24 protein-coding genes are annotated in these 24642 nt (G+C 44.8%); 6 read left to right on the forward strand and 18 right to left on the reverse strand.

Annotation, left to right across the window (positions count from 1 at the left end; genetic code table 11):
• Nucleotides 1-14 precede the first annotated feature (14 nt).
• Both R7D93_RS01540 and R7D93_RS01545 read right to left on the reverse strand, forming a co-directional pair.
• Complete coding sequence (locus R7D93_RS01540) at nt 15-1574, reverse strand: methyl-accepting chemotaxis protein (protein ID WP_017635256.1); 1560 nt, start codon at nt 1572-1574, stop codon at nt 15-17.
• 550 nt (nt 1575-2124) lie between these two features.
• Entirely contained in the window at nt 2125-3201 is a 1077-nt protein-coding gene (locus R7D93_RS01545) for a nickel/cobalt efflux protein RcnA (RefSeq protein ID WP_213906917.1), read from the reverse strand.
• A 135-nt stretch (nt 3202-3336) separates the two neighbouring features.
• On the opposite strand from R7D93_RS01545, the gene rcnR reads away from it, so the two are divergent.
• Nucleotides 3337-3609, forward strand: coding sequence for a Ni(II)/Co(II)-binding transcriptional repressor RcnR (gene rcnR / locus R7D93_RS01550; protein ID WP_005375370.1), 273 nt, complete (start codon nt 3337-3339; stop codon nt 3607-3609).
• Nucleotides 3610-3875: 266 nt separating this feature from the next.
• Here the strand turns inward: rcnR and R7D93_RS01555 are convergent, their stop codons facing one another.
• The 6 genes from R7D93_RS01555 to ltnD all read right to left on the reverse strand — a co-directional run bounded on the left by R7D93_RS01555 (nt 3876) and on the right by ltnD (nt 10015).
• Entirely contained in the window at nt 3876-5369 is a 1494-nt protein-coding gene (locus R7D93_RS01555; RefSeq protein WP_005375369.1) for a GntP family permease, read from the reverse strand.
• Nucleotides 5369-6328, reverse strand: a complete 960-nt coding sequence (denD, locus tag R7D93_RS01560; RefSeq protein ID WP_005375367.1) for a D-erythronate dehydrogenase — start codon at nt 6326-6328, stop codon at nt 5369-5371. Before denD ends, R7D93_RS01555 begins: the two co-directional genes overlap by 1 nt.
• Before the next feature lie 61 nt (nt 6329-6389).
• A complete protein-coding gene (otnI, locus tag R7D93_RS01565; RefSeq protein WP_005375365.1) occupies nt 6390-7166 on the reverse strand; it encodes a 2-oxo-tetronate isomerase in 777 nt (258 codons plus the stop codon).
• Nucleotides 7166-7813: an aldolase gene (locus tag R7D93_RS01570; protein WP_005385078.1), complete on the reverse strand. Its 648-nt coding sequence runs from the start codon at nt 7811-7813 to the stop codon at nt 7166-7168. Before R7D93_RS01570 ends, otnI begins: the two co-directional genes overlap by 1 nt.
• A gap of 11 nt (nt 7814-7824) precedes the next feature.
• Nucleotides 7825-9081 (reverse strand): 3-oxo-tetronate kinase, encoded by a 1257-nt coding sequence (gene otnK, locus R7D93_RS01575; protein ID WP_005375358.1) that lies wholly within the window; start codon nt 9079-9081, stop codon nt 7825-7827.
• 25 nt (nt 9082-9106) lie between these two features.
• Nucleotides 9107-10015, reverse strand: a complete 909-nt coding sequence (ltnD, locus tag R7D93_RS01580; protein WP_005375356.1) for an L-threonate dehydrogenase — start codon at nt 10013-10015, stop codon at nt 9107-9109.
• 274 nt (nt 10016-10289) lie between these two features.
• Between ltnD and R7D93_RS01585 the strand changes: the two genes are divergently transcribed.
• Entirely contained in the window at nt 10290-11048 is a 759-nt protein-coding gene (locus R7D93_RS01585; RefSeq protein ID WP_005375354.1) for a DeoR/GlpR family DNA-binding transcription regulator, read from the forward strand.
• Nucleotides 11049-11226: 178 nt separating this feature from the next.
• Here the strand turns inward: R7D93_RS01585 and R7D93_RS01590 are convergent, their stop codons facing one another.
• From R7D93_RS01590 to ppiC, 6 genes are all read right to left on the reverse strand, one after another.
• The gene (locus R7D93_RS01590) at nt 11227-12981 is read right to left on the reverse strand and encodes an ABC transporter permease subunit (protein WP_405537427.1); all 1755 of its coding nucleotides are present in this window, start codon (nt 12979-12981) and stop codon (nt 11227-11229) included.
• Between the two features lie 4 nt (nt 12982-12985).
• Nucleotides 12986-14500 (reverse strand): ABC transporter substrate-binding protein, encoded by a 1515-nt coding sequence (locus R7D93_RS01595; protein ID WP_213867844.1) that lies wholly within the window; start codon nt 14498-14500, stop codon nt 12986-12988.
• Nucleotides 14490-15338, reverse strand: coding sequence for an ABC transporter ATP-binding protein (locus R7D93_RS01600; RefSeq protein WP_213867845.1), 849 nt, complete (start codon nt 15336-15338; stop codon nt 14490-14492). The genes R7D93_RS01595 and R7D93_RS01600 overlap by 11 nt, the downstream gene beginning before the upstream one ends.
• A 20-nt stretch (nt 15339-15358) precedes the next feature.
• Nucleotides 15359-16120 (reverse strand): ATP-binding cassette domain-containing protein, encoded by a 762-nt coding sequence (locus R7D93_RS01605; protein WP_080773751.1) that lies wholly within the window; start codon nt 16118-16120, stop codon nt 15359-15361.
• Between the two features lie 172 nt (nt 16121-16292).
• Nucleotides 16293-17597 carry an MATE family efflux transporter gene (locus R7D93_RS01610; RefSeq protein WP_213867846.1) on the reverse strand — a complete coding sequence of 435 codons (1305 nt, stop codon included), beginning with the start codon at nt 17595-17597 and terminating at the stop codon, nt 16293-16295.
• Nucleotides 17598-17940: 343 nt separating this feature from the next.
• Entirely contained in the window at nt 17941-18282 is a 342-nt protein-coding gene (gene ppiC, locus R7D93_RS01615; RefSeq protein ID WP_080276970.1) for a peptidylprolyl isomerase PpiC, read from the reverse strand.
• Between the two features lie 214 nt (nt 18283-18496).
• Here ppiC and R7D93_RS01620 point away from each other — a divergent pair, with 214 nt between their 5' ends.
• Nucleotides 18497-19411: a chemotaxis protein gene (locus R7D93_RS01620; protein WP_053307871.1), complete on the forward strand. Its 915-nt coding sequence runs from the start codon at nt 18497-18499 to the stop codon at nt 19409-19411.
• Between the two features lie 80 nt (nt 19412-19491).
• Here R7D93_RS01620 and R7D93_RS01625 read toward each other — a convergent pair whose 3' ends face one another.
• The 4 genes from R7D93_RS01625 to hutW form a co-directional block, all read right to left on the reverse strand.
• The gene (locus R7D93_RS01625; RefSeq protein WP_053307872.1) at nt 19492-20028 is read right to left on the reverse strand and encodes an ATP:cob(I)alamin adenosyltransferase; all 537 of its coding nucleotides are present in this window, start codon (nt 20026-20028) and stop codon (nt 19492-19494) included.
• 97 nt (nt 20029-20125) lie between these two features.
• Nucleotides 20126-20656, reverse strand: a complete 531-nt coding sequence (gene hutZ, locus R7D93_RS01630) for a heme utilization protein HutZ (protein WP_005375331.1) — start codon at nt 20654-20656, stop codon at nt 20126-20128.
• Nucleotides 20657-20712: 56 nt separating this feature from the next.
• The gene (gene hutX, locus R7D93_RS01635; RefSeq protein WP_005375329.1) at nt 20713-21216 is read right to left on the reverse strand and encodes a heme utilization cystosolic carrier protein HutX; all 504 of its coding nucleotides are present in this window, start codon (nt 21214-21216) and stop codon (nt 20713-20715) included.
• A 32-nt stretch (nt 21217-21248) separates the two neighbouring features.
• Nucleotides 21249-22619, reverse strand: a complete 1371-nt coding sequence (gene hutW, locus R7D93_RS01640; protein WP_225496346.1) for a heme anaerobic degradation radical SAM methyltransferase ChuW/HutW — start codon at nt 22617-22619, stop codon at nt 21249-21251.
• 160 nt (nt 22620-22779) lie between these two features.
• Here hutW and R7D93_RS01645 point away from each other — a divergent pair, with 160 nt between their 5' ends.
• Genes R7D93_RS01645 through R7D93_RS01655 form a run of 3 tightly spaced genes read left to right on the forward strand, consistent with a single transcriptional unit; the run spans nt 22780 to nt 24634 of the window.
• A complete protein-coding gene (locus R7D93_RS01645; protein ID WP_064354554.1) occupies nt 22780-23526 on the forward strand; it encodes an energy transducer TonB in 747 nt (248 codons plus the stop codon).
• Nucleotides 23526-24224, forward strand: coding sequence for a MotA/TolQ/ExbB proton channel family protein (locus tag R7D93_RS01650; protein ID WP_225496350.1), 699 nt, complete (start codon nt 23526-23528; stop codon nt 24222-24224). The genes R7D93_RS01645 and R7D93_RS01650 overlap by 1 nt, the downstream gene beginning before the upstream one ends.
• A complete protein-coding gene (locus tag R7D93_RS01655; protein ID WP_005375322.1) occupies nt 24221-24634 on the forward strand; it encodes an ExbD/TolR family protein in 414 nt (137 codons plus the stop codon). The genes R7D93_RS01650 and R7D93_RS01655 overlap by 4 nt, the downstream gene beginning before the upstream one ends.
• The last annotated feature ends 8 nt before the right edge of the window (nt 24635-24642 follow it).

Genomic DNA, 24642 nt, shown 5'->3' on the forward strand with positions numbered 1-24642 from the left:
GGGTCAGTTGGCGTTTAGATTCTAAACGCTCCCACGTGACGATCGAGTGTTCGCGATAGCTCCGCGAGTTGTTGACTTGATTCTTCTAGTTGCTCACTCGCCGTTAGCGCACTTTTCACTGAGTGGCTGACGGTATCCATGTTCATATTAATTTCGTTTGCTACCGTTGATTGCTGTTCTGTTGCGGTTGCTACTTGAGTATTGATATCTGAAATAGTCGTCACTTGTGCAGCTATTGCTTCTAAAGCCTGTCGAGCTAACTCAGTTTCTGCCGTTCCTTCTTCAATAAGAGTCTTACTATTACTCATTGAATTCACCGCACTTTGAGCTTCAGTTTGTAGCTGGTGAATCATATTGTCAATTTCATCGGTAGAATGAGCCGTTTTAGTCGCTAGGTTGCGAACTTCATCAGCGACTACTGCAAAACCTCGGCCGGCATCACCAGCGCGTGCAGCTTCGATAGCCGCATTGAGAGCCAATAGATTGGTTTGCTCCGAAATACCTCTAATCACCTCTAGAATACTACCAATCGACTGAGTATTTTCAGCAAGACTCACGATAATGTTGGAAGTGCTGTTCATCTCGTTTTCAAGATTAGTCATCGCCGTTTTGGTTCTTTCTAGCGTCGTGTAGCCATCTTGCGCTTCATTACTTGCTGCACTCGCAGCATTTGCCGCTCCGGCAGCATTGGAGGCAATTTCATTGACCGTCGCAATCATTTCGTTCATGGATGTGACAACCAGCATGGTTTGCTCGTTCTGCTCTTGCCCTCTTGTGAGCGCTTGCTGAGATTGCCCACGCAAAGCGACAGCTGAACTATTAAGCTCCACACCAGTATTTACAACTTGTGTAATAATCTCATGTACTTTCCCAACAAAAACGTTGAAAGCAGAAGAAATTTGCGCGACTTCGTCATTACCTTTCGCTGGCAAACGAACGGTTAAGTCTCCGTCTCCTTTTGAGATGTCTTGTAGAGCGTCTTTAAGCGCAGAAAGCGGTCTCATCAGTTTATTTAGCAGAAGTGACAGAATCAAAACACACATAACGAAGATCGCCACCATAGAGATCAACTGGTAAGTAATAATTCCATTCGTCGCTTGGCTCACTTCGGTAATAGGAATACCAATATCAAAAGTACCGTATAACTGACCATCCACATAAATTGGTGCCATGATGTCAAACACCCATACTTTCTGGACATCGGCATACCACTTTGAGTACTGTTGAACACCTCTCGTCGCGCCTTCAACAGTATATTCATCGTTATAGGTTTTGTTCAGCTTGTGCTTATCACTGTGGGCTACTGCCGTTACGTTACGGTCAATTACAACGGCATAACTCACGTCTGAACGTTGTTTCAGCCCCTCAACAAGCGATTGTAAATCTTGCATTGGATTGGCTGAGTTCTCCAAAATATAACTCGCATTTCCCGCTAGAAACTCAGCTTGAACTTGGGATTTGTTTAAGATGATGTCATCGATTTTCTGACTCGAAATTAGGTACGTTGATGCCATACTCGCCACGACAGCAATACCAAACATGGCGCAGACTGCTAATAAGATGATTCTTTTCATTATAATTGTCTCAATACAATTCAATTGATGCTCATTAATCGAGCGCTAAGCCTTTCTTCTCCAAAACCAACCAAACTGCATTTTGGGTCTGTTTGGCAGAGCAAGACATAACTTTATAACTATGTATCTGCTTGGTTCCCGATTACTTTAGACAGAAGGAAAAAAAGTCTTCAAAACGTCACATTTCTACGAGGTTTGGCGAAGGGACGAGTACGCAAAAGGAAACGTTTGCATAGTTAAATTTAACTATGCGACCAAATTGGTATCGAACATTAAAGAAAAGACTTCTAATTAGCGTTTTGACCGTCGGGAGCGCTGTGGTCAGTGCTCCCGTTTTATCATTTAGTATCTCAGGTTCAGATATTAGAGCCACAATCGCAGCGGTTGTAATACGAGATGTTTGGTGAAGCGAGAATGACTTGGTTTGTAGATATGGCAGCGATGTCAGATCGAGTAATTCTCAATCAAGAATCGGCAGCAAAATATGCAAACCAAGGCATGAAGCCATTGCCCATAAAAAAAGAAAGGAAAAAAATCTTTACCACAGAGTTTAGCTCGTCAGCGATATGTATCCATGCATACCCATGTATAAACCAACTGCACTGATCAAGACGCCCGATAAGTAAGGAGCTCGACGTGCAACATCATTCAAACCGCTCCATTTAGATGTCGCTTTTTGCACGCCCACTGCTGCCACAACGCCAACAGCAACCAGAGTCAAGGCTAAGCCAATACTGAATGACACAACTAAAGTCGCACCAAGAGTCATTGCCTTAAGCTGCAAACAGATAAGCAAAACCGTTACCGCAGCAGGGCATGGAATCAAACCGCCCGTTAATCCAAACAGCAGAATTTGCCCATTCGTCACGTCTCGATTCTCAAAGCGCTTTTGAATGTCTAAAGCGTGAGCGCGCTCGTGAGCATCTTGATATTCCTTATCTTCGCTTTCTAAATGAGAACCAGGACGGAAATGTACATCAAAGTCATGGGTATGATCATGGTGCCCGATGATCAAAGTGACAGAAAGTCCATTAGAGACTTCAATGCAAGACGCCGATTCCAAGTATCCATCACGCTCTATAAAGTGATAAATATCAGCAGGTTGATAACCATCACTCGATACCGAAACCTTGATACCTTCAGCAGTTAAAGGTTTACCGCTGAGTGTTCGCAACTGGAAACGGTGATGCTCCCCTTCCTCTGTAATCGAAAGCGAAACATGCCCATGTCCTGTATCCACAACTTGCGTCGTCCAATCGCGAGCATGATCCTGAGCTTTGTTCCAAGCTCGCTCATCGCTCCATGTCCGCCAAAACATCCATACGCCGGTTGTCACGATAATGACCCCAGACATAAGTTGCATCCATGGTTCAGCCGCTTCAGCGGTGAATTTCTGGCTAATATACATCCCGCCAACAGCGATTAACCATACAATTACAGTGTGAGAAAGTGTGGCAGCTAAACCCAGCATCACGGCTTGTTTGACCGTTCCTTTCACCGCGACAATGAACGCCGCCATCATCGTTTTAGAGTGCCCAGGTTCTAAACCATGCAAAGCGCCAAGCAAAATGGCACTGGGAATAAAGAACCACCCATTACCTTGTTGTAGTAACGCGACAAAATCCATTGTTGTTCTCTGTTGTTGATTCTAATTTATCGCAAACTATACTCCCCCCTAGTATTAAATACTACCCCCCAGTATAAATTGAGTGCTACATTATCAGTTAGAATAACTCTGCCCGTAACTTAAAGAAGATAAGACATGTCGCATACAACCAGAGATCAAAAGAAGCTCAACACTCGAGTCAGTAAAATACAGGGTCAGGTGAATGGACTTAAAAAAATGCTGGAAGAAGAGCATGAATGCCAAGATGTGTTGCAGCAGATTGCCGCTATTCGGGGGGCAGTAAATGGTTTGATGCGAGAAGTAATTAAAGGTCACTTACTTGAACACGTCGTACTTGAGGAAGACAAAACTCAACGTGAAAAAGATATGGAAGTCGTATTAAAAGTACTGGACTCTTATATAAAGTAACCCTACTTCGCTAGAGTAAAGTCACTAAGGTTAAACTCGAATAGATCCTTTATAGGTAATCGCTTACTAAGCGGGAAATAACAATTCCATTTCATATTAATTAAGTTGAAAATGGAACCTATATCGGTTCAAGTTAAATAGTTTATTTATAAGAACTAAAACGGCCCAAACATAGGGCCGTTCATATTATTAACAATCTCTAAACCATCTGATAAAAATACATGTTGTGATAGGTTTTTACTTTATGGAAGAGTACAAGTAAACCTTTATACCTCTTGTAATTCGACGTGCTTAGCGCTGTAAGATTTTGTAAATGCAACACACCCCAAAAGTACAGCAAGTGGTAACACGGGATCAAAGATTGAACCATGAGATCCGAAGAATAAGTTAAGAATCATGACTAATGAACCACCAATAGCCCAAGCAATTGTTGTTGGAATAGTCCAAATAATGAGTTGTTTCTTAACCTCGGTCACCCCCATTAGTCGATTAACAATATGGAATAACGAGTCATTAAAGTAGCCAGCAAATAGAGATCCCATCGTAGCTGCCGTCGCTGCGAATAAAAGATTAACGTCAGGAATATTTACTAAAACTGGGGCAGATATAGAAGCAGCGGTTATCATGGAGACTGTACCAGAGCCCTGAATAATACGAACTAACGTCGCAATAATAAATGGAATCATAACCGCAGAAATAGGAAGCCCTGCAACTTGGTTAGCAATCTCTGCGCCCGCACCCGTTTCACGCAATACGGCACCTAACGCGCCACCAGCTCCTGTTACTAGCAAAATGATGCCACAAGTGGAGATTCCTTGTTCCATCTTTTCATTCGCTTCTTCTTTGGTAAGGTTATTACCCAATGTGTAAACCGCTAATAACGTCGCTATTGATAGTGCAATAGTAGGGCTGCCGATAAAAGCGATAAATTGACCAAATGTTGTTGCAGTCAGCCCTTCGAAACCGAAAGTCCCCTCTAATAAACCCATCACTGATTTCGCAAGTATAAGTAAAATTGGGATAATAATTGGAGCGATAGATTTACTTAAAGATGGTAGGTCTTTCGCTTCTTTACTTGCAATGTACTCTTTGTGATCATTAATCAGTTGCTCACTAGACTTCGAGAAATGTTCGGTTGGAATGAATTCAGGAAACTGCTTTTCTAACCATCTTGCATACCAAACAATACCCATGACACAAGGCGCTGCGATCATCAAACCAAAACCTAACATGCTGGCAAGATCGACACCAAAGATACCAGCAACGCCCAAAGGCCCTGGAGTCGGCGGAATAGCGTGATGCGCTACGACCAAGCCGCCCGCCAGAGCAACCGTAAGCGTTAAAATCGAGCGATTGGACGTTTTTGACAAAGACTTCGCTATTGGATAAAGAATGATAAGCGCGCTATCCACAAAGATTGGGATGCTAACAATATAGCCAGTTACAGCAAGAGCGGCCTCTTCTTTCTTTTTTCCTAACCACTTTATAAAATTATAGGCAATACTTTCTCCTGCTCCAGAAGCCTCTAAAATAGCCCCCATCATAACGCCGAGACCGATGACAATCCCTATACCGCCTAATGTTCCACCAAATCCTTTGCTAACGGTCGCAATCGTGTCGTCAACACTTAACCCACCAATAATACCTGCGATACATGCCGCAATTAACATCGCAATTAACACATGTACTTTTGTACGTAATACAAGAAAAACAAGGACTGATACGGCTACTATTAGTCCAATTACTGAGGTTGGTAACATTAGACAATCTCCATATTGTTAACAGAAATAAATTGTTGTAATACATCCTTGAAATTACTGTCTGATTTAAATCCAAGCTCCAGTTCTTTAGTACAATCAATTTTTTGTGGCCAACTACTCACAATACGATCAATACCCGCATCATGCTCATAGGTAATATAATTAGAAAGTTGTTTACCCATTAGAGTGTCCATTGTTTGAATCATCTCAGCTGGTGTAGTTTGAATACCAGGTAAATTAAGCGTTCTATAGGACAGATTATTTAACTGCTCATAAGGCATTAGCCCTGCATATTGAATATTGTCCACCACTCTAGACGGGCTCGATATCCAAAGTTTTAGCGTAGGGTCTACAGGACAATTTGATTCTTGAGCATTCAAAGGCTCACGAATAATTCCGCTTACGAAAGAGCTAGCGGCAAGGTTTGGTTTCCCAGGGCGAATACAAATAGTCGGTAAACGTACGGATACAGCTTTAACAAAGCCTTTACGGGCATAGTCGTTCACCAATAACTCACCTATAGCTTTTTGCGTCCCGTAGGATGACTGAGGATGAAGTGCTGTTATTGGTGTAATCGTTTCCGGAAGATCACCACCAAATACAGCTAAAGATGAAGCAAACGTAAAACGAATATTAGGGTTTACTTTACGGCAACGCTCAAGCAATAACTGTGTGGTCGTCAGGTTTACAGCTACGCCTAAATCAAAATCTTGCTCAGCATGGCTCGATACAATTGCCGCTAAATGAAAAATGTGTGTCGTTTCGGCAGTAATAACTTGGTCTATATTTTCTCGCTTTGTCATATCCATGACTAAAGAAACGACTCGGTCATCAATGCCCTCTAAGCGCGACTTTTGAATGTCGACAATAGTAATACTTTCAGCTTTGTTTTCTTTTAGTAGTGATTTGGCAAGTAGGGTTCCGAGAAAACCCGCCCCTCCAGTTATGATAATATTCATAGTCACGACCCTTTGTTTTTGTAATTGGTTTCAAGTTATTTATGGATAGAAATTAAAATTGTTATAGGTATGGTTTAACCCAACTAAGGCCCAGCTGCGTGCTATGCCTTGGGTTGTATTCACAACCGATCCAGCCTTGGTAACCAGAGTCATCCAAAACATTGAATAGGTGTGGGTAATTCAGTTCGCCTTCCGATGGTTCGTGCCTTTCAGGCACAGAAGCAATTTGAATATGGCCTGTGTATGGCGCCACATCGCGAATCAACGTACTCAGATCACCGTCCATAATTTGTGCGTGATAGAGATCGAGCTGCAATTTCACGTTTGGACGAGCCACTTGTTTGATGAGTTCCACCGCTTCACGTTGATGTGCAACGAAGTAGTTCGGTACATCGCGATTGTTGAGTGGCTCAATCATCAGCTCAACACCATGTTCGGCAAACTTATCCGCTGCATAACGAATGTTTGAGATAAAGGTTTCAATATGCTGATCACGAGTGAAGCGTGAATCAACAATGCCAGACATAGCGTGAACCTTTTTACAGTTCAGTGCCTTGGCGTACATCAGCGCAGTCTCGACGCTCGTTTTAAATTCATCCTCACGCCCCGGAATAGCTGCAAAACCTCGTTCACCTGCATCCCAATCACCTGGAGGCATGTTGAATAACGCTTGCTCAAAACCAAACTGCTGTATCTTGCTTGCTAGTTCTTGCGCTTCGAATGCGTATGGGAAAAGGTATTCCACCGCTTTGAAGCCCGCTTGGTGTGCTTTTTCGAAACGATCTAGAAAAGGAACTTCTGTGAATAACATTGTCAGATTTGCCGCGAATTTAGCCATTACTTACCTCTCCCTTTTAGGTCTTGAATCTCAGTATCCGTTAAGTAGCGGATGTTGCTGTCTTTAAGAATGAACGCTAGCTTCGCTGTCTCTTCTAGCTCTTCTGCGTTATCCACTGCATCTTCAAAGTCCGTACCCGTGATCACTGGACCATGGTTCGCCAGGAGGAAAGCTCGGTAGTCACTAGCCCGTTGCGCAAGTTCTTCAGCAATCTGAGGGTCGCCCGGGCGCAGGTACGGAATCACTGGCAGTTCGCCAATGCGCATTACAAAGTAAGGTGTAAAAGCTTTGATGGCATTCTCGCGATCTAGACCTTCAAGACAAGAAAGCGCCGTCAAGTAAGTAGAATGCAGATGCACAATCGCATTACACTTTGAGTTATTTCGATAAATCGCCAGATGAAAAGCGACTTCTTTTGATGGCTTTTCACCAGAGATATGGTTGCCATCAATATCCACAACCGAAAGCTCTTCAGCAATCAAGCGGCCGAACGAAGAACCAGTTGGCGTTGCCAGAAAGTGTCCATTAGGCAGTTTTAGAGAAAGGTTGCCAGCGCCGCCAGTCGCATAGCCACGTTCAAACATAGAGCGCGCCATAGTGACCATTTGCTCTCGCAGTTGTTGTTCTGTCATCAATTCTTTATTCATCACAACCTCACCTATTCAAAAAACGACTGTGCTTTGGCAAAGAAGTGTTCATCGCCGAAGTTGCCCGATTTCAGAGCCAAAGAAAGCTCGCCTTCAAGTGACTTCACCCAAGGTACACCTGGTGCGATTTGAGGACCGATATGAAAACCTTTTACGGCTAGGCTTTGGGTTACAACCCCTGAGGTTTCCCCACCCGCAACGATGAAATTTTTCACACCGTTCTGCTGAAGTTTAACTGCAAGTTGGCTAAAGAATTGTTCAACCGCGTGACTTGAAGCATGCGCGCCAAACTCTTGTTGAATCGCTTTTAACGCCGCTGCATCTGCGGTTGCGTAAACCAGTGGTGCGAACTCGCTTTCGATGTTGGTCATGACCCAATCAAACACTTGATTTAAGTAATCTTCTTCCGTCAGACACGCCTTCACATCAATAGCAAAGTGTGGCGCTTTTTCTTTGTAAACAGCGACCTGTTGGTTGGTCATGACAGAACAAGATCCAGATAACACAACGGTTGGTGCCTTTTTAGGGTTCCCCTCTTGCTTCGCATCACTTTGATCTTCAAGGTTCTCTATCCAGTTCTTAGCAATACCCGCAGCCAAACCAGAACCACCAGTTACCAGTTTTAGAGACTTCGCCGCTTGACCAAGTGTGACAAGATGCTCTGCATTGAATGCATCAACCACTGCATAGCGGTTGCCTTGTACTTTTAGCTCTTCAAAGCGCCCAATTACCGCTTTTGGACCTTGTTCAATTATTTGGAAGTTCACCAGGCCAGATTTGCCTTGAGATTGAGCATCCATCATACGAACTAGGCTTGAATCAGTCATTGGTGTCACAGGGTGATTACGCATACCTGAGTCGCTTAGCAAGTCTTGGAATACAAATAGATGGCCGTTGTAAACTGTGCGACCATTCACTGGTAATGATGGGCATACAATGGTGAACGCTTCACCTAGCTCTGCAAGCAGTGCATCCGTTACAGGACCAATGTTACCTTCTGCTGTGCTGTCAAACGTTGAGCAGTACTTGAAGTAAAACTGCTGACAGCCATTTGCTTGCAGCCACTTAAGCGCCGCTACTGAATCCTCGATTGCCTCATCTACAGGACAAGAGCGAGATTTAAGACTGATCACGACCGCATCTGCGTTTACATCAATCTCTTCTTTTGGAATACCGTTAAGCTGAACTGTGCGCATGCCGTTTTCTACAAGAAAACCTGCGATGTCTGTTGCGCCAGTAAAGTCGTCTGCGATAACGCCTAATAACATCATTTTTTCTCCGTTTTACGTGCGCTTATTTCTGTTTGTTTTCTACACCTGGAAGCTCAATACCATCAAAAATCTTGATAACGGCACTGTCGTCCTCCTGCCCAAAACCAGCATTGCTTGCACTCAAAAACATGTTTAGTGCTGTGCTTGATAGAGGAAGTGGAAATTTGAGATCTTTTGCTGTGTCCGATACGAGGTTTAAATCTTTCACAAAGATGTCGACCATAGATTTAGGGGAGTAGTCACCATCAACTACATGCTTCATGCGGTTCTCAAACATCCAAGAGTTACCCGCTGCATTCGTCACCACGTCGTACATCAGGTCAAGAGGAATGTTTGCACGTGCCGCTAATGCCATTGCTTCAGCACCAGCTGCGATATGAACACCTGCTAGCAATTGGTGGATAATCTTCACAGTTGCGCCTAGGCCAATCGCTTCACCGATGTTGTAGACTTTAGCTGCCGTTGCGTTGAGTACTGGTTCAAGTGCATCAAATGTGCTTTGCGCTCCCGACGCCATAATAGTCATCTCACCTAATTCTGCTTTTGCAGCACCACCAGATACCGGTGCATCAAGCATCACAAGATTGTGTTCTGCCAATTTCGCTTCAATTTGTTTTGCGTCTTCTGCTGAGATGGTTGCTGAAACCATTACTGGCGTATTCGGCTTAAGCGCTGTAGCAAGACCGGTTTTGAACAAGACCGTGTTAACTTGAGCTGCGTTCACAACAAGAACTAGAACCGAATCAAGCTTATCTGCAAACTCAACTGCATTTGTAGAAACAGCTTTTGCACCGAATGAACCTAACTCTTCAAGCGCTTGAGAATTTAAATCGAAACCATAGACATCTAGGCCTGCACGCACACATGACTTTGCGGCGCCCATTCCCATAGAGCCTAAACCGATAACACCTACAGATTGAACTTCACTCATAAAAACAATGCCTTCTGGTCTATTAAACTTTGTTAATTCTTGTTTGGTTGATGTGATTATATGTGAAGATTAATACTAAGACCTCGCTTTGAATCACATTTTTTCACACAAATTAACAATGTCGTGATATATACCTCTTTATGGGCAGAGATATTCCGAGCAGTTAACACAAGCGAAGGCTGTTCTTACAACGTTGAGAACATAATTCACAGATATTCACAACAAATGAAAAGATTGGTAGGATACTGAAAAACAAGAATATAGAAGTGAAACTATGATCCCAGCAGAACGTCAAAGAACCATATTATCCCTGTTATCACATCAAGAAGTGTTAAGCATTTCAGATTTAACCGACCACCTTGGCGTATCACATATGACCATTCGTCGTGATATCGTGAAGCTTGAATCCTCAGGTAAAGTCGTTTCTGTTTCTGGTGGAGTGCAACTCGCTCAAGCTCTACATTCCGAACTTTCCCATGATGCGAAGGTCGAGCAACAAGCGGATGAAAAAATTCAAATTGGTAAGCTGGCGGCTACGTTAATTGGTCAAGACGCTACGATTTACTTGGATGCGGGAACAACCTCTCTAGAAATCGCCCATCAAATAGCAAATCGTAATGATCTTTTAGTGATCACCAATGACTTCTCTATTGCTGCTTTCCTTATGACGCACAGTGAATGTGAGCTTTACCACACTGGGGGAAAAATTGACCGCGAGAACCAATCCACCATTGGAGGAAAAGTCGCAGAGTTCTTGAATGGGCTAAATATTGATATCGCCTTTATTTCGACTTCATCTTGGAGCTTGAAAGGCTTATCAACACCTAATGAAAATAAAGTTCTCGTTAAAAAAGCAATCATCAAGGCGGCACAAACCAATTATCTGATCTCAGACTCAACTAAATACGGTCAGATAGCGAGCTTTCATGCATTAGACATCGAGCAATTGGACGGAATTATTACCGATCGAAACCTATCCGAAGTGGTCACTCAAGAATTAACGGATAAAGGATTACGTGTGTATAAAGAGTAACACTACCTAAATATCTGAGTTCGCGTAACTTTTATACTCGTTAATTTATAGGTGCTTCCAATATACATAGACCGTGCTGTGTACTTTCTGGCAGAAAACACATCCTTTTGTTTTCTAAATTACCAAATTACTGATTACATCTGGGATATGGAAGCTCACTTCGCTTTATCGCTGCTCGTCACTTGTCATCAAAAATCAAATTCACCGCAATTGCCATCAAAACCAAGCCTGAGATTGGTAGTAAGACACCTAATGGTGAGCGCTCGATGTAAGGCAGATTCTCTGCAATCAATAAGCCCCATTCAGGTTCTGGTGGCTTAACGCCAAGTCCGATAAAGCTCAGAGAAGTCAGGCTGAGCGTAATGTACGGCAAACGCAGAAACGCGTGACGAATCAATGGCGGCAGCACATAAGGCAACAAGTAGTAACGGAGTACTCGCCACTGACTGGTTCCCCAAATGGGCGCAAGATGCGTATAAGGCTGCGCTTTGGCTTCCATCAACAAGCTCGCACAGTGCGCCGCTAATGGTGCCCATGACACCATAACAATCGCAATCAAGGCACTGTTTGGGTTCATTCCCGTTAGACCTGCAATCAGCAGACCCGCCACAATGTATGGAACACCTTTGGTGATCTCAATTAAGCCTTGGCTATAACGAGTCACGAAGCCGAGCAACAAACCAATCACTAAACTTAGGAACGTTGCGATGATGCCCATTTTGATTGTCGACATCATACCGCCGCCAACACGAGCAAGCAGATCTCGACCAACCGCATCGGCACCAAACGGGGCAGCTAAGCTTGGCGATTCAAGGCGGGTAAATTGGATGGTATAAGGATCGCGCATTAACGCCCATCCCGCACAACCAATCAGCAAGGCAAAGATTGTCGCACTGACGATGCGTTTGGTGGTGCTTTGGGTAAAACGGAACGTACTGTGACTGCTGATCAGCTTGCCACTTGTGACACTGTGCCCGAGTAACCAGCGTTGCAATAAGATGCTCGCACTGCTGATCAACATCGAGAACACCAGCAACACCAACAAGCCACCTTGCAGCATCGGCAGATCTTGTGATTTCGCTGCGCCTAAGATTAGTCGTCCTATACCCGGAATGGAAAACACTTGTTCCACAGCAACCGCGCCGCCGGTTAAACCAATCACCGTCATTGCGATTTGAGGAATCAAGTTACTAACGGCACGCCACAAGGCAAAGCGTAAGATTTGGAACTTACTGACGTTCGCCGATAACCAAGTGATCACCCAAGGCTCATCTAATACACGCTTGAGGCTGTCATTGAGCAAGCGCCCGAACAAACCAGCAGCAGGCAATGCCATTGCCAAACTTGGTAGCCAGAGGTTTTGCACGCCTTGCCAACCATAAGGTGGGAACCAACCCAACCAAATGGAAAATACCATGATCAGCAATGAAGCAATCACGTATTCCGGCAATGAGACCAACACCGAACTGAGCGTGTCGTGATGCTTGTCTAAACGATTCTGTTGCCAACGACGCACGGTGTAAAGCACGCTCGCCATGCACATTACAAATGCTATACCTAACGCTGTAAGCATCAGTAATAGTGACGTTTTTGCGGTTTGTTGAACGCTCTCCATGACGGACGCCCCGCTCACCCAAGAGACACCTAAGTCACCTTGCATGGCAAGCGTCAACCAATCCCACAGTCGCTCAGCAGCGCTGCGGTCAAGTTGAAGATCTTCTCGAATGGCTTGCAGAGCTTCTGCCGTCAGCAATTGTTGAGCACCCGCACGGGCACGGAGGATTGATTGGCTTGGGTCGATACCGGCAATATCCGGCATCAAACCCACCAGCACAACCACTACCCCGAGTGACAGGAAGCGCGACAAAAAACGCGTAAACCATTCAGGCATACAAGCGCTCCAACGAGAGCGCATGTTGGCAACAGACGACATCGAGTTAGTTCACCTCAGTAAACTGGTCGATCAGGCGACGCTCACGTGGGTCACGTTGTGCGTTCTTCACGCGGTCACTCTCACCTTGGATTACACGCTCGTGAAGCAGTGGAATCACAGCGTATTGCTCAAGGATTTTGCTTTCTGCTTCGATGATCGCTTGTTGGCGTTTCTCACCCAATGGTTGACGGTCAGCGTGTTTCAATGCTGCGTCCACTTCTTCAGAGCAGAACTGACCTAGGTTGTAAGAACCTTTACAGCTAAAGTCACTTTGCATGTACGCCACTGGGTCACCAGAATCCAGCACCGTTGCACGTGACAACAAGAACGCATCGAACTTACCTGCTAGTGCATCGTTTTCGATTTGTGCGTATTCACGAACGTCTAGCTCAACCACAAAGCCAGCCGCTTCAAGTTGTTGCTTTAGCAGCACCGCTACTTCTGGCAACTCAGCACGGTCGGTAAATGTACCGATGGTGATCTTCTCACCATTCGCGTGGCGCATTTCCATGGTTTCCATACGAGGGTTCGCATCACGAATTGGTCCCGCCCATGCCAATGCAGGACCTAACAAACCTTTCGCTGAGTCGGCGTGGTTCTCGTAAACCGTTTTGATGATTTGCTCACGGTTAACTGCTTGAGCCGCTGCTTTACGCAAACCGAACTGGCTAAACACATCTGATTTGTTGTTTAGGTAAAGCGTGTTGGTACGCGGCATGGCGACTTCGTGCAGCTGTGAAGATTCCATCATCGCGATTTGCGATACAGGAACCGCTTCAACGACATCCGCCTCACCGGTACGCAGCGCTGCAGCACGCGCAAAACCGTTTGGTACGTATTCAGCGAAGATGCTATCTACTTTCGCTTTTTCACCCCAGTAACCATCAAAACGCTTCAGTTTCGCGCTGGTTGTCCCGTTGATTTCTGTCAGAACGAATGGACCCGTACCCGCATTGATTGGCACAACACGACCGTTTTCTTGGTATGCAGCACCAGAAAGGATCGCTAGCTGTGGGCTAGATAGACGGCTTGGCAACAATGGATCGTTAAAGGTCGTTTTGATTTCAACAGTGAAGTCGTCCAATGCGCGAACTTGCCATTCGATACCATCCAAAATGCGTGGCTTTGGTGCAGCATCTAATGCTTTTTGTAGAGAGTTCACAACCGCGTTGGCATCAAGGTCAGAACCATCGTGGAATTTCACGCCTTTACGTACCGTAAACTGCCACGTCATCGGGTCAACTTGTTCCCACTCTGTTGCCAGCATAGGTTCTGCTACCGACTGATCGTTTAGGTTCACTAGCGTTTCTGCCGTGCTCCAACGTGACAGTTTGAACGCGTCATCTGAAAGTGGCGATAAACCTGTGCGTGGTGGTTGCATCATGGCAACGCGAATTTCCGTTGCTTGCGGTGCCGCTGCTTTTTCCGCATCTGGCTTGCTTTCGCCAGAGTCAAAACAACCCGTCAGCAATGCGCTTAAAGCCAGCGACAAAGCTAACTTGGGAGTACTAAGGTGCATAAGAAACCTCTCCAATGGTTTTTGTGAATTCATTACTTTTGTGTTGAGCGCTCATCAAGGCTCTCGTGATCAAGTGCGATGGGTTATTTGTCACGTTCTGTGCTGTGCCGTGCTCGACAACGCGTCCTTTGTCTAACACTAGGATTTCATCGCATAGGGTTTGTGCCGCATCGAGGTCGTGTGTCACCAAAATCAGGCGCATCTGACGACTCTTTTGAATGCCTGCCAACAAGTCGAGAATCTGTTTACGACTGACGGGATCTAGGCTGCTGGTTGGCTCATCGGCAACCAACACGCAAGGCTCAACAATTAAAGCTCTGGCGATAGCCACACGTTGCGCTTGCCCAACCGATAACTGCTGCGGGTTACGATCCTGCAATGTGAGATCCAAACCGACATCCGCCAAGACCTTTTCCACCTTCTCATTGAGCTCTTGCGTCAAGCCAATATTGCTTAGCGGCTCCAGTAAGATCTGGCGAACGGTGTAGTACGGATTCAAGCTCGATTGCGGCTCTTGTGGGATCAGCTGAATGTGCTGACACAACTCTTGTCGCTGCTTAGCCGAGCTACGCGATAACGGATAACCACACACATACACTTCACCAGATGTGGGTTTACGAAGACCAAACAGAAGCTCAATCAAAGTCGATTTACCCGCGCCAGAAGGACCAACAATCGCAATGTTCTTTGTGTCGATGGCAAGATCCAATTGTTCGAGCGCTTTGAACGGTTTGCCCCCTAACCAACTTGGTTTGGAGTAATAGTGAACACTGGCTTGCTCAAAGCGAACTTCCGTCGATTTAGGCTGCGTGTGCCCGCTCAAGTTGTGCTTAGTCAAAATAGGCTCCAGAGATGAGGTTAAGGCAGCAGTTGCGCAAGTTGTTGGCAGAAAGGATGCGAACTTTGCTGAATGGCTTGCCATGGTGCGCCATAAGCCACCATGGTGTTGTCCGCTATCACCAAGACTTTGTCACACGCCAAAGCCGCAGATAGATCGTGCGTGATCAACAAACCACTGATGTTGCGTTGCTGAACACTGCTGCGGAACAACTCAAGGATCTCCGCTTCGGTGATTGGATCGAGCGCACTGGTGGGCTCATCAGCGATGATCAAGTTGGCACTACCAAGCAATGCAATGGCAATACAAATACGCTGGCGCTGACCACCAGATAGCTGACTTGGATGCTGCGCCAATGCTGCTTTTGGATCCGCAAATCCGAGTTGAGACAGCAAGGTCGTCACCGTTTCTCGGTTTGCTGAAGACAAACGTGTTTTGTTGCCCGTCAATGCCAAACACAGTTGTTGCTCGACAGAGGCCAATGGATTCAGTGCTTTAAGTGCATCTTGGAAAATGACCGCAGGACGCTGAGATTGACTCCGTTGCAGCATGGCAGTTTGTGCTACCTCACTGCTGTTAAGCTGGATACTTCCGTCTACCCAAATATCTAACGGCAAAAAACCTGCGACGGCTTTCGACAACATGGATTTACCAATGCCGGAAGGTCCCATAATGGCAAGAACTTCACCTTGAAACAGCTCAAAAGAAATGTCTTTGAAGAGTGTGCGCTCTGAGTCTGTAAGGCTGAGATTATTAACGGAGAGTACTGGTTGAGAAATCACGGCATCAAACTAAATGTAATAATATAACATCACAAATAATATCATGCGGGTTAAAGCAAGGAAACCAGTCGGAGGGGTTATTTCATCACCTTTTTCAGATTTATCAACAAGGGCAGATGGCTCCACCCTTGTTATAAGAACATCTAAATTAGGTCTTTTGTGACAGTGTGAATTACTGACACTTTTGTTTGACTTGTTCGAGGTATGGGAACAAGAAGACAAAGCGCCCAACGTAGAACAGAGTGAATGCCAGCCATAAACCGTGGTTGCCCCAATATTGCACCGCAATAAATTGAGTCACTAAGAACAACACCATGGTTAGAAAGGTAGAGTTACGCACTGGTCGCGTCGTCCCTGTACCGGTAAAGATGCCGTAAAACGTAAGACCAAAACCAGCAACCAACGGGAATGCCAATAACCAAGGGCTCATGTCTAGATACAGTGCAACAAGGTTTGGCAAAGTGGTAAACAACGTCACTAATTGGTGTTTGAATAGCACCAACAGCAAGGTCAATACAACAACGAACGCCGCGGTCCATTGCGTGTTTAGCTTAATCACGTTATCAAGCAATGTCGGATTCTTCTGCCCTACGGCTTTACCAGCAAAGACGCTCGACGCGTTCGCCACACCATCAAACATGTAGCTGACGATGAAGGTCACTTGCATCAAGATTGCGTTCGCCGCAAGCACATCAGAACCAAGCTGAGAGCCTACACGCGCCATCATGTTGAAGAACACCAATAGACACACAGTACGAAGCAGCAGATCCATATTGGAAGACGCGATAACTTTGAGATCTTTACGCGTCATTTTCGCGGTCTGAATGTAATCAAACAGCGGGAAGCGACAGGTTTTCAACACCAGCACCGCACCAATAACAAATGTCGAGATTTGCGCGATAAGTGTCGCTACCGCAACGCCAGCAATGCCCATATCGAAGTACAACACAAATACGATATCCAGCACGATGTTCAGCACGTTACCAAACACTTGCGTGAACAAGGTTTCTTTGGCTTTCGCCTGCCCCATCAACCAACCAATCACGGTGTAGTTCAGCAGTACAAATGGCGCACCAAAGATCATGATATCGAAGTAAATCTTAGCGTTTTCGGCCACGACTGCATCAGGGGAGATAATCAGCTCTGCCCCCATCCAAATCACGGACTGCAACGCAATGAAAATCAAGCCAAGGCAGAGCGAAAGCACGAAAGGACGCAATAAGCTGCTCGCTTGATCTTCTGGGCTATTTTTACCTAATGCGATTGCACTTTGCCCGGTAGTACTGACGCGGAAGAAGCCAAACAGCCAATACAAGGTATTCATGATGACGGTGCCGATCGCTACACCACCAATCATCTCAGCCACACCGAGTTTACCGATCACCGCGGTGTCCACCGCCCCCAATAATGGTTGGGTAACAGTAGAAACGATGAAAGGAAATGCGATTTTAAAATAGTCTTTATGAGTCAGGGACATCTTAAATTATGAAGAGGATTAATTTTTATAAGGTCGCTATCATATGCGAATGGCGCCCGAACATGAACCAAAGTTCGCCAGCAAGGAATAGCATTGATAATTGATACAACCGGCAAACGTATCCTCATATCAAAGCTTGAAATAGAATAACGACTTATGAGAAAAGCCAAGTTAACTGCATATAAATGAGTTTCTAGTTTGGAAAGATTGGCGTTTGGTGGAGCATGGCAGATCAGAATGTATCTGCCATGTCATAACGGTAGTGATTGGTGAAAAGAGACCGTACAGATGATATTTAATGCTTGTGGGTTTCATCTGACAATGTTTAGGTCGATACCAAGCCTTATGTTCTATAAAGCACCTTTACAACATGCCAACCGAACTTGGTTTTAACTAAATGCGGCGTTAACACTTCGCCAGAAAAGCACACTTTGTCGAATTGAGGTACCATTTGACCACGGCGGAATTCACCAAGGTCACCACCGCGTTTGCCTGACGGGCAAGTTGAATACTTCTTCGCTAATGTCTGAAACTTTGCGCCTTTTTTCAGTTGCTTGATTATGTCTTCCGCTTGCTCTTTGTGCTTCACAAGAATATGTAATGCGGCTGCTGTATTTGCCATTGATCTATCTCTCACTATTCTGGTCGCGCAAGTGTACCCAATCCTTTTTAACAGACCAAACATTTCTTAATAATAGCTCAGCGGTAAAGGCCCAAATACACGAGGAATATAAAATCGTCTACATAATGAGTTTAAAATACAAACAAGTTTTGCTCAGTTAATCACTATTCTCTAAAAGATTGTCTAAAAAGCTCACATTTGTCTCTCCGATGGTTGAAGCCTTCGTCTGATAAGATTAGATTAGACACAATTCGGTGGTATTTATAAGGTTATTTTCATGGCAAAAGTCGTTAGCAAAGCGAATCAATCTCAGGGCATGTTGATGTTTAAGCTCACCCTGCAACAGAGTTTCGCTATCGGTACGCTAAAAGTCCGTGAAATCGTCCCGTACATGCCAACGACAAAGATCCCTTACTCGCATCATCACGTCATTGGAACCGTTACGATACGGAACTTAACAGTACCAGTGATCGATATGTCAGCGGCTGTTGGCTTTCGTCCTATTAGTGAAGAAGAATATAAAAGCTGCTACTTGATCGTGACAGATTGCTTGCGAACCGTGGTTGCTTTTATGGTTCGTAGTATAGAGAAGATCATTGAGTGCGATTGGAAAGCTATTGAAACGCCACCTCCGAGCGCTGGAAAAAGTATTTTCGTGACTGGAATTACTCGCTACGAGGATAAAACTGTTCAAATGCTGGATGTGGAACTGCTACTTTCCAAAATTTATCCGCAGTACGAGAATTCAAAGATCCCAATGCTGACAGATATTGAGCGAGAACGCCTAAAAGCACTCAGTATTCTATTAGTGGATGACTCTTCCATCGCTCGTAAACAGCTGTGTGACGCACTCGATAGCATCAATATTGGGTATCAAATCTGTAAAAATGGTTTAGATGCATTGGAACTGATGAAAAGTGACGCTGCGGCTCATCGCCCAATTGATATTCTGGTCAGCGATATTGAAATGCCCGGATTAGACGGTTATGAATTAGCATTTGAAGTTCAGAATAATTCCTCTCTGAACCATTCATACCGCATTTTACATACATCGTTATCGAGCGAAATCTGTGTAGACAGAGCTCACCAAGTTGGCGCGCATGAGGCACTTGAGAAATTCAATGCAGGAGAACTAATCGAAGCGATGCTTCGCGGAGCAAAAGAGCTAGAAGCCAAAGCTATGACTTCTTAACTCTTATTGGACGAGTTGATTTGAGAATATAATGCAGTGCTTGTCCTATCCCTGATGCTCACATCCGCTAATTTCTCAGCTCACTTCTTTGGCATCGCGTAACTACGAGAAACGAATTCCGTCTCTTTGACTTGATAAGTATGATTAATATAAGAAGCTAGGCTGTAAAGTACATTCGCTAATAAGTTCGCGTAACGAAACAAAATAGGTGCGGGCTGCTTCTTACCTGTATGTTCAACGGCAACTAATGCTCGTACCGTTTTTTTAGCTTGGCAACGGCACAAATGCAATTGACTGGCTGCCGGATGTCCTCCGGGTAGAACAAAGCCTTTGAAGCCACCATCAATGCGTTGCTTGAGCAAAGCATAATCGGCCTTTAACTCTTCAACTTCCGTCTCTGTAATCGCTAATTTTCCGCGAACCGAACCATTTAGATGATAAACATTAGGCTGCATTCTTGTCAGTATATCACGGCTAAACTCGTCCAACTCCATAGCGAGAACAAGGCCAATACGACTACAAAGTTCATCTGCTGTAATTTCAAAGTCACAAACCGGACTGTCCTCGTAAATAAACGGATAGCAAATCTCGCTCAATTCCTTGCTTACAGGTTTCATGCTTTTGTTCCAATATAAAAAAGGGAGTCAGTATAACCTAACTCCCTTTAAACGTTCATTATGCCAAATGATCGACATTCATATGATCGGTTTACAATCAGGCACTTTCGACTTTCTTATGACCTTCTTGAAGGTGAACAAAATCGACTAAATCATCACCAGACACTTGATACGCCTGACCAAAACCTTTAACAAATAGCCCCGATTCTGGCTTTAAGTTGAACAAAACGAAATCCTCTAGCTGGCTTAGACCATCAATAATCTCACCAAAACGCTCTTTCATTTGTCCAACAACTTGTTGCCACATCTCTGTGTCTCGCTCAACTACATTTGCTACCGCATCAAAAGTTAAGCGCTTACGAGCAAACAGCTGCTTTGAAGACTCTTCATCTTCGATCATCATCAATGAAACATTTGGATTTTCTAAAAGGTTACGGGCATGACGAGCGATTTTAGAAATGAGAACGAAATAACCTTCCTGGTTTTGGACATAAGGCGCGTAGCTTACATTCGGGCGACCTTCTGCATCGACAGTTGCAAGCTGAAGTGTACGACGCTCCTGACGGAACTCTTTGATCTCTGGCCCTAAACGACCTTGCAAACGCTCTTGTTTAACTTGTTGATCCATATTGATACCTGACTTTACTAATTAGTATTCGAGTTAAGCCTCGATTATGTTTGTGATTACTTTTTTAATTCGGCTTGTAGGGCGCGAAATGCGGTGACTTGCTCTTCAATCAACTCGCGCTTTTCGTTACGGCCTAAATAAATCTTGAAAATATTGCTTCCGCACTCTGAGAAAAAACCAAAATAGTGACTCTCTCTACCCATAAACGGTTTACTGACTAATGCGACATTTTTAACGTTATCTAATTTAAGGTGGCCGTGCAGTTCACCTTCTCTACCCATTAAATTGTAATAGCCACGCGCCACTTTTCCTTTTGGAAACGGCGCTTTAACTTCAAAGATAGAACCAAAAGAGTGGACGATGGTCGTCACCGGGCCAAAACCAACCAAACTTTCTAAGATGCTTTGCGCTTGCTCTCCTGGTGCAATAGCCACCATTTCCTGAGGTAGAGCCGCAACAACCTCAAACTCGGAAATGCCAAGACGCTCTGCCATCGCAGCTGGCAATAATTGTGGTTCTTGCTCTAGTAATACTTCAACTTGTTGCTTGATTGATTCCATTGTGTCTTCCGTTTTTGTTCAATTTGTTTTCATTAATTATTGGATGCTTTCGGTACGGTTTCGTTCATCTCTGACGTGAGTACCTGAATACAACTTTGAGCCAATGACACAGCCCAGAAGCTGCCTGCAAGAGTAAGGACTGCGCTACGTTCATGTAGTTGTACTAAGCCTTTCGCTTGCCACACTTTAAATAGAGGCAATAAAAACCCGAACGCGTCCTCTCCCATAAATGATGGAAGTTGATTTGCTTGAACAATGCCACGGTCAAACGCAGATTTGAGTGCAGAAAAAAGTGGTTCTAGAGGGCTTTGCTTCATCATCATCGCGATGGTGCTTTGACCTTCTTTGACCGCTTTAATATAGGTCTCTAGTGTGCGGTGTTGCATCATCCCGTAGCCACCGATATTACCTCCAGCACCACAGCCAATTGGCAATACCTCTGCATAAGTCTTGGCTAAACTATTGTATAAACTACGCTCGCGGTTATCGATTGCCCAATGGTTCACACTCAGTTGCTTCATATGGTGTTTGGCCATAAAGTTCACACCGAGCTCATACATTCCCGCTTTTTCTGGTGTGGTCGCAGGTGGCGGGATTTTTCCCTTTTCTACGAGGTTGAGCATGGGAGCTGACCCACCAACCACTAACTGATACAAGTCCAGTCCGTGTGCGCCAGTCGAGAGGAAATCATTTAAATCTTGCTCTAACACTTCTTTGGTTTGATAAGGTAAGCCATAGAGTAAATCGATAATGACCGGAATTTTGTCTTCTTTGGCGATCTCGCTCACCCGTTTGAGGACATCTTCTCTATCATCTAAACGTTTTGCGCTGCGGCGCACTTGTGTATTAAAACTTTGCACACCAAAAGAGAAACGATTAAACCCACCGTCTAAAGCGCCTTGATACAACTCATCAGAAAAACGATTGATGCGACCTTCTAAGGTGATTTCGCAGTCTGCGGCCAAAGGAAAGTGGTCTCGGATAGCCTGGCCTAACACACGAACCTGTATTGGAGATAAATCCGTTGGCGTTCCGCCCCCGATATATACGGCGTGAAAAATACCATTTTGTGTCCAAGGTAATGCCGCTTTCTCTCTAAGCTCCTGCATTAATGCTTCAAAGTACTCATCAACCAGTGTGCGACTTGCAGCATTTTGAAAGAAGTTACAAAAAGTGCAACGAACGCGACAAAACGGAACATGAATATAAAGACAGCGCTTATTGGTCGCTTTAATTGAGTTAGCCGTAATACTCGAAAAAATCGCCTGTTGTTGAGACAAGGGCACAGGTACGCTCGCTCCCCCGGCATGTGCAGAATGCTTCTTAACAAAAGCAAATCGCAATGGATCAGGACTATCACTGCCCAACACTGATTCATCAAGCTTATCGATATCGACGCTCATATATACTCGCTTAACTCCCATCATGTAAGGGATGGAAGCTGATCTTAAAAATTCTGCAAGAATCATAATTTGAGCGTAATGATAATGCAATTGATAATTGATCTTATTTCCATTGTAAGTAATAATCTGCCCAAGTTTTCATAGTTTCCCGAGATATTCCGTGAACGTACAAAGATATGTCATTGCAGGAGGTGCTTCCCTTGCCATCCATGCCGCACTTCTTTTTGTTTCTCAAGAGACAAAGGTGTTCGCGATGCCGGCTGGAAACCCAGCAAGTTCGGTAAGTCTAAATCTTGTGTCTGCTCCTCCCGCTGTCGAAAAATCTACACCAGAAAATGTAGCGCCACCAAAAGAGCAGCAGCCTCAAGACCAACCTGAACCAGAAAAGAAGATTGTAAAAAAACAGGTCGTCAAGAAAGACGCTGTTAAGAAGAAGGTAGTAGAGAAAAAACCTGAACCGGTTAAACAATCTAAACCTAAAGCGGTCGAGCCCACCAAAACCGTAACAAAGCAAAAGGTTCAGCCCGAAGCGAAACCAAAGAAAAAAACGGAACCAGTGAAGAAAGAGACGGTAGCTCAACAATCCGCACCTGCGAGCCAATCCAAAGGGGCAACGTCTCAGCCTGTCTTGGTAGACAAACCAACGTTTGTGAGTCAACCAACACAACCCCGTTACCCAAGGTCTGCACAAAGACGCGGTATTGAAGGTGTAGCCTTGTATGAGATATGGCTAGATGAGAATGGTAACCAGATTAAACAGGTTTTGATTGAGTCTTCCGGCACAGAGTCGCTAGATGCCTCAGCACTTCGTGCGATCAAACAGTGGCAATTTACACCACATATTTCAGGTGGGCTAAAAGTCGCTCACCGAGTACAAGTACCTGTTCGTTTTAAGTTGGATGGATAATGGAACAACTACAAGAATTACAAACTCAATTTGGGCTGATGACATGGCCTTTGATCATTTGCTCAGCTCTAACCGTGATGATCATCGCCGAGCGATTATTCCATGTGTTAATTAGCCTTGGTGTAGGAAAGCGAGCCATTCGCCAAAAGCTCACAGGATTAGACCCAACAAATGGGAGCGAACTTGAAGCACTTGCTGAAGAGTTGTCGAATAAGCGGCCGCTTCTGTACCGTGGTGTTGCGATGTTGCTTGCTCATCATTCTTTCTCTAAATCTTTAAGAGAGGATGCCGCAGGTATTTGGCTGCAAGAAAAACGCCATCAGCTGCATTCCGGCCTTCGTTTGCTGACGCTGATTGGCGTCATCAGCCCTTTAATTGGCTTGCTTGGTACGGTACTTGGCTTAATTGACATGTTTAAAGGCATCGCGGTTTCAACGGGGAATATCACTCCGAATGATTTGGCTGACGGCCTAGGTCTTGCTATGCGCACCACTGCCGCGGGTCTCATTATCGCACTTCCTGCCATTTCAGGAGCGCAGATCATTGGTTTGTGGGCGGATCGTGTAATCGCCAAGCTTGAGCACACTTTAAACTACGTCAACTTATGGCTTGAAGGTATCTCGTTACAGCATGTCTCGCCAGACCACTCAAAAGTAACACTGCGCTCTTCTGGGAAGATTGAGGCAGCAACTAAATGATTAAAACACCACAAGAAAATAGTCGTAACGGTTTAACCCCCGATTTAACACCGCTGTTAGACATTATTTTTATCGTCATGGTTTTCCTGATGTTAACCGCGGCGGTCAAACTCGATTCATTAGACGTCAATTTACCGAGCACAGAATCTCAGGCTGTTGCAGATGTCGATAAGCAATCCATCACGGTAAATATTCTTAAAGACGAGCCTTACTGGGCTATTAACGGCAAGACATACATCGATTGGGACAACTTTACCCTCGCGCTGTTAGAAGAGAGTAAATCAAGCGATAAACCAATTGTAATTGGAGCAGAAAAAACCGCGAATATTCAGTCGCTAGTACAACTTCTCGGCTTTTTACAAGAAAACGGAATTCAAGCTACTCAGTTACTCACTGAAGAGCCATCATAAAAATAAGT

Source organism: Vibrio sp. YT-15 (genome assembly GCF_033337445.1).
In the GTDB taxonomy this organism is placed as follows: Bacteria; Pseudomonadota; Gammaproteobacteria; order Enterobacterales; family Vibrionaceae; genus Vibrio; species Vibrio alginolyticus.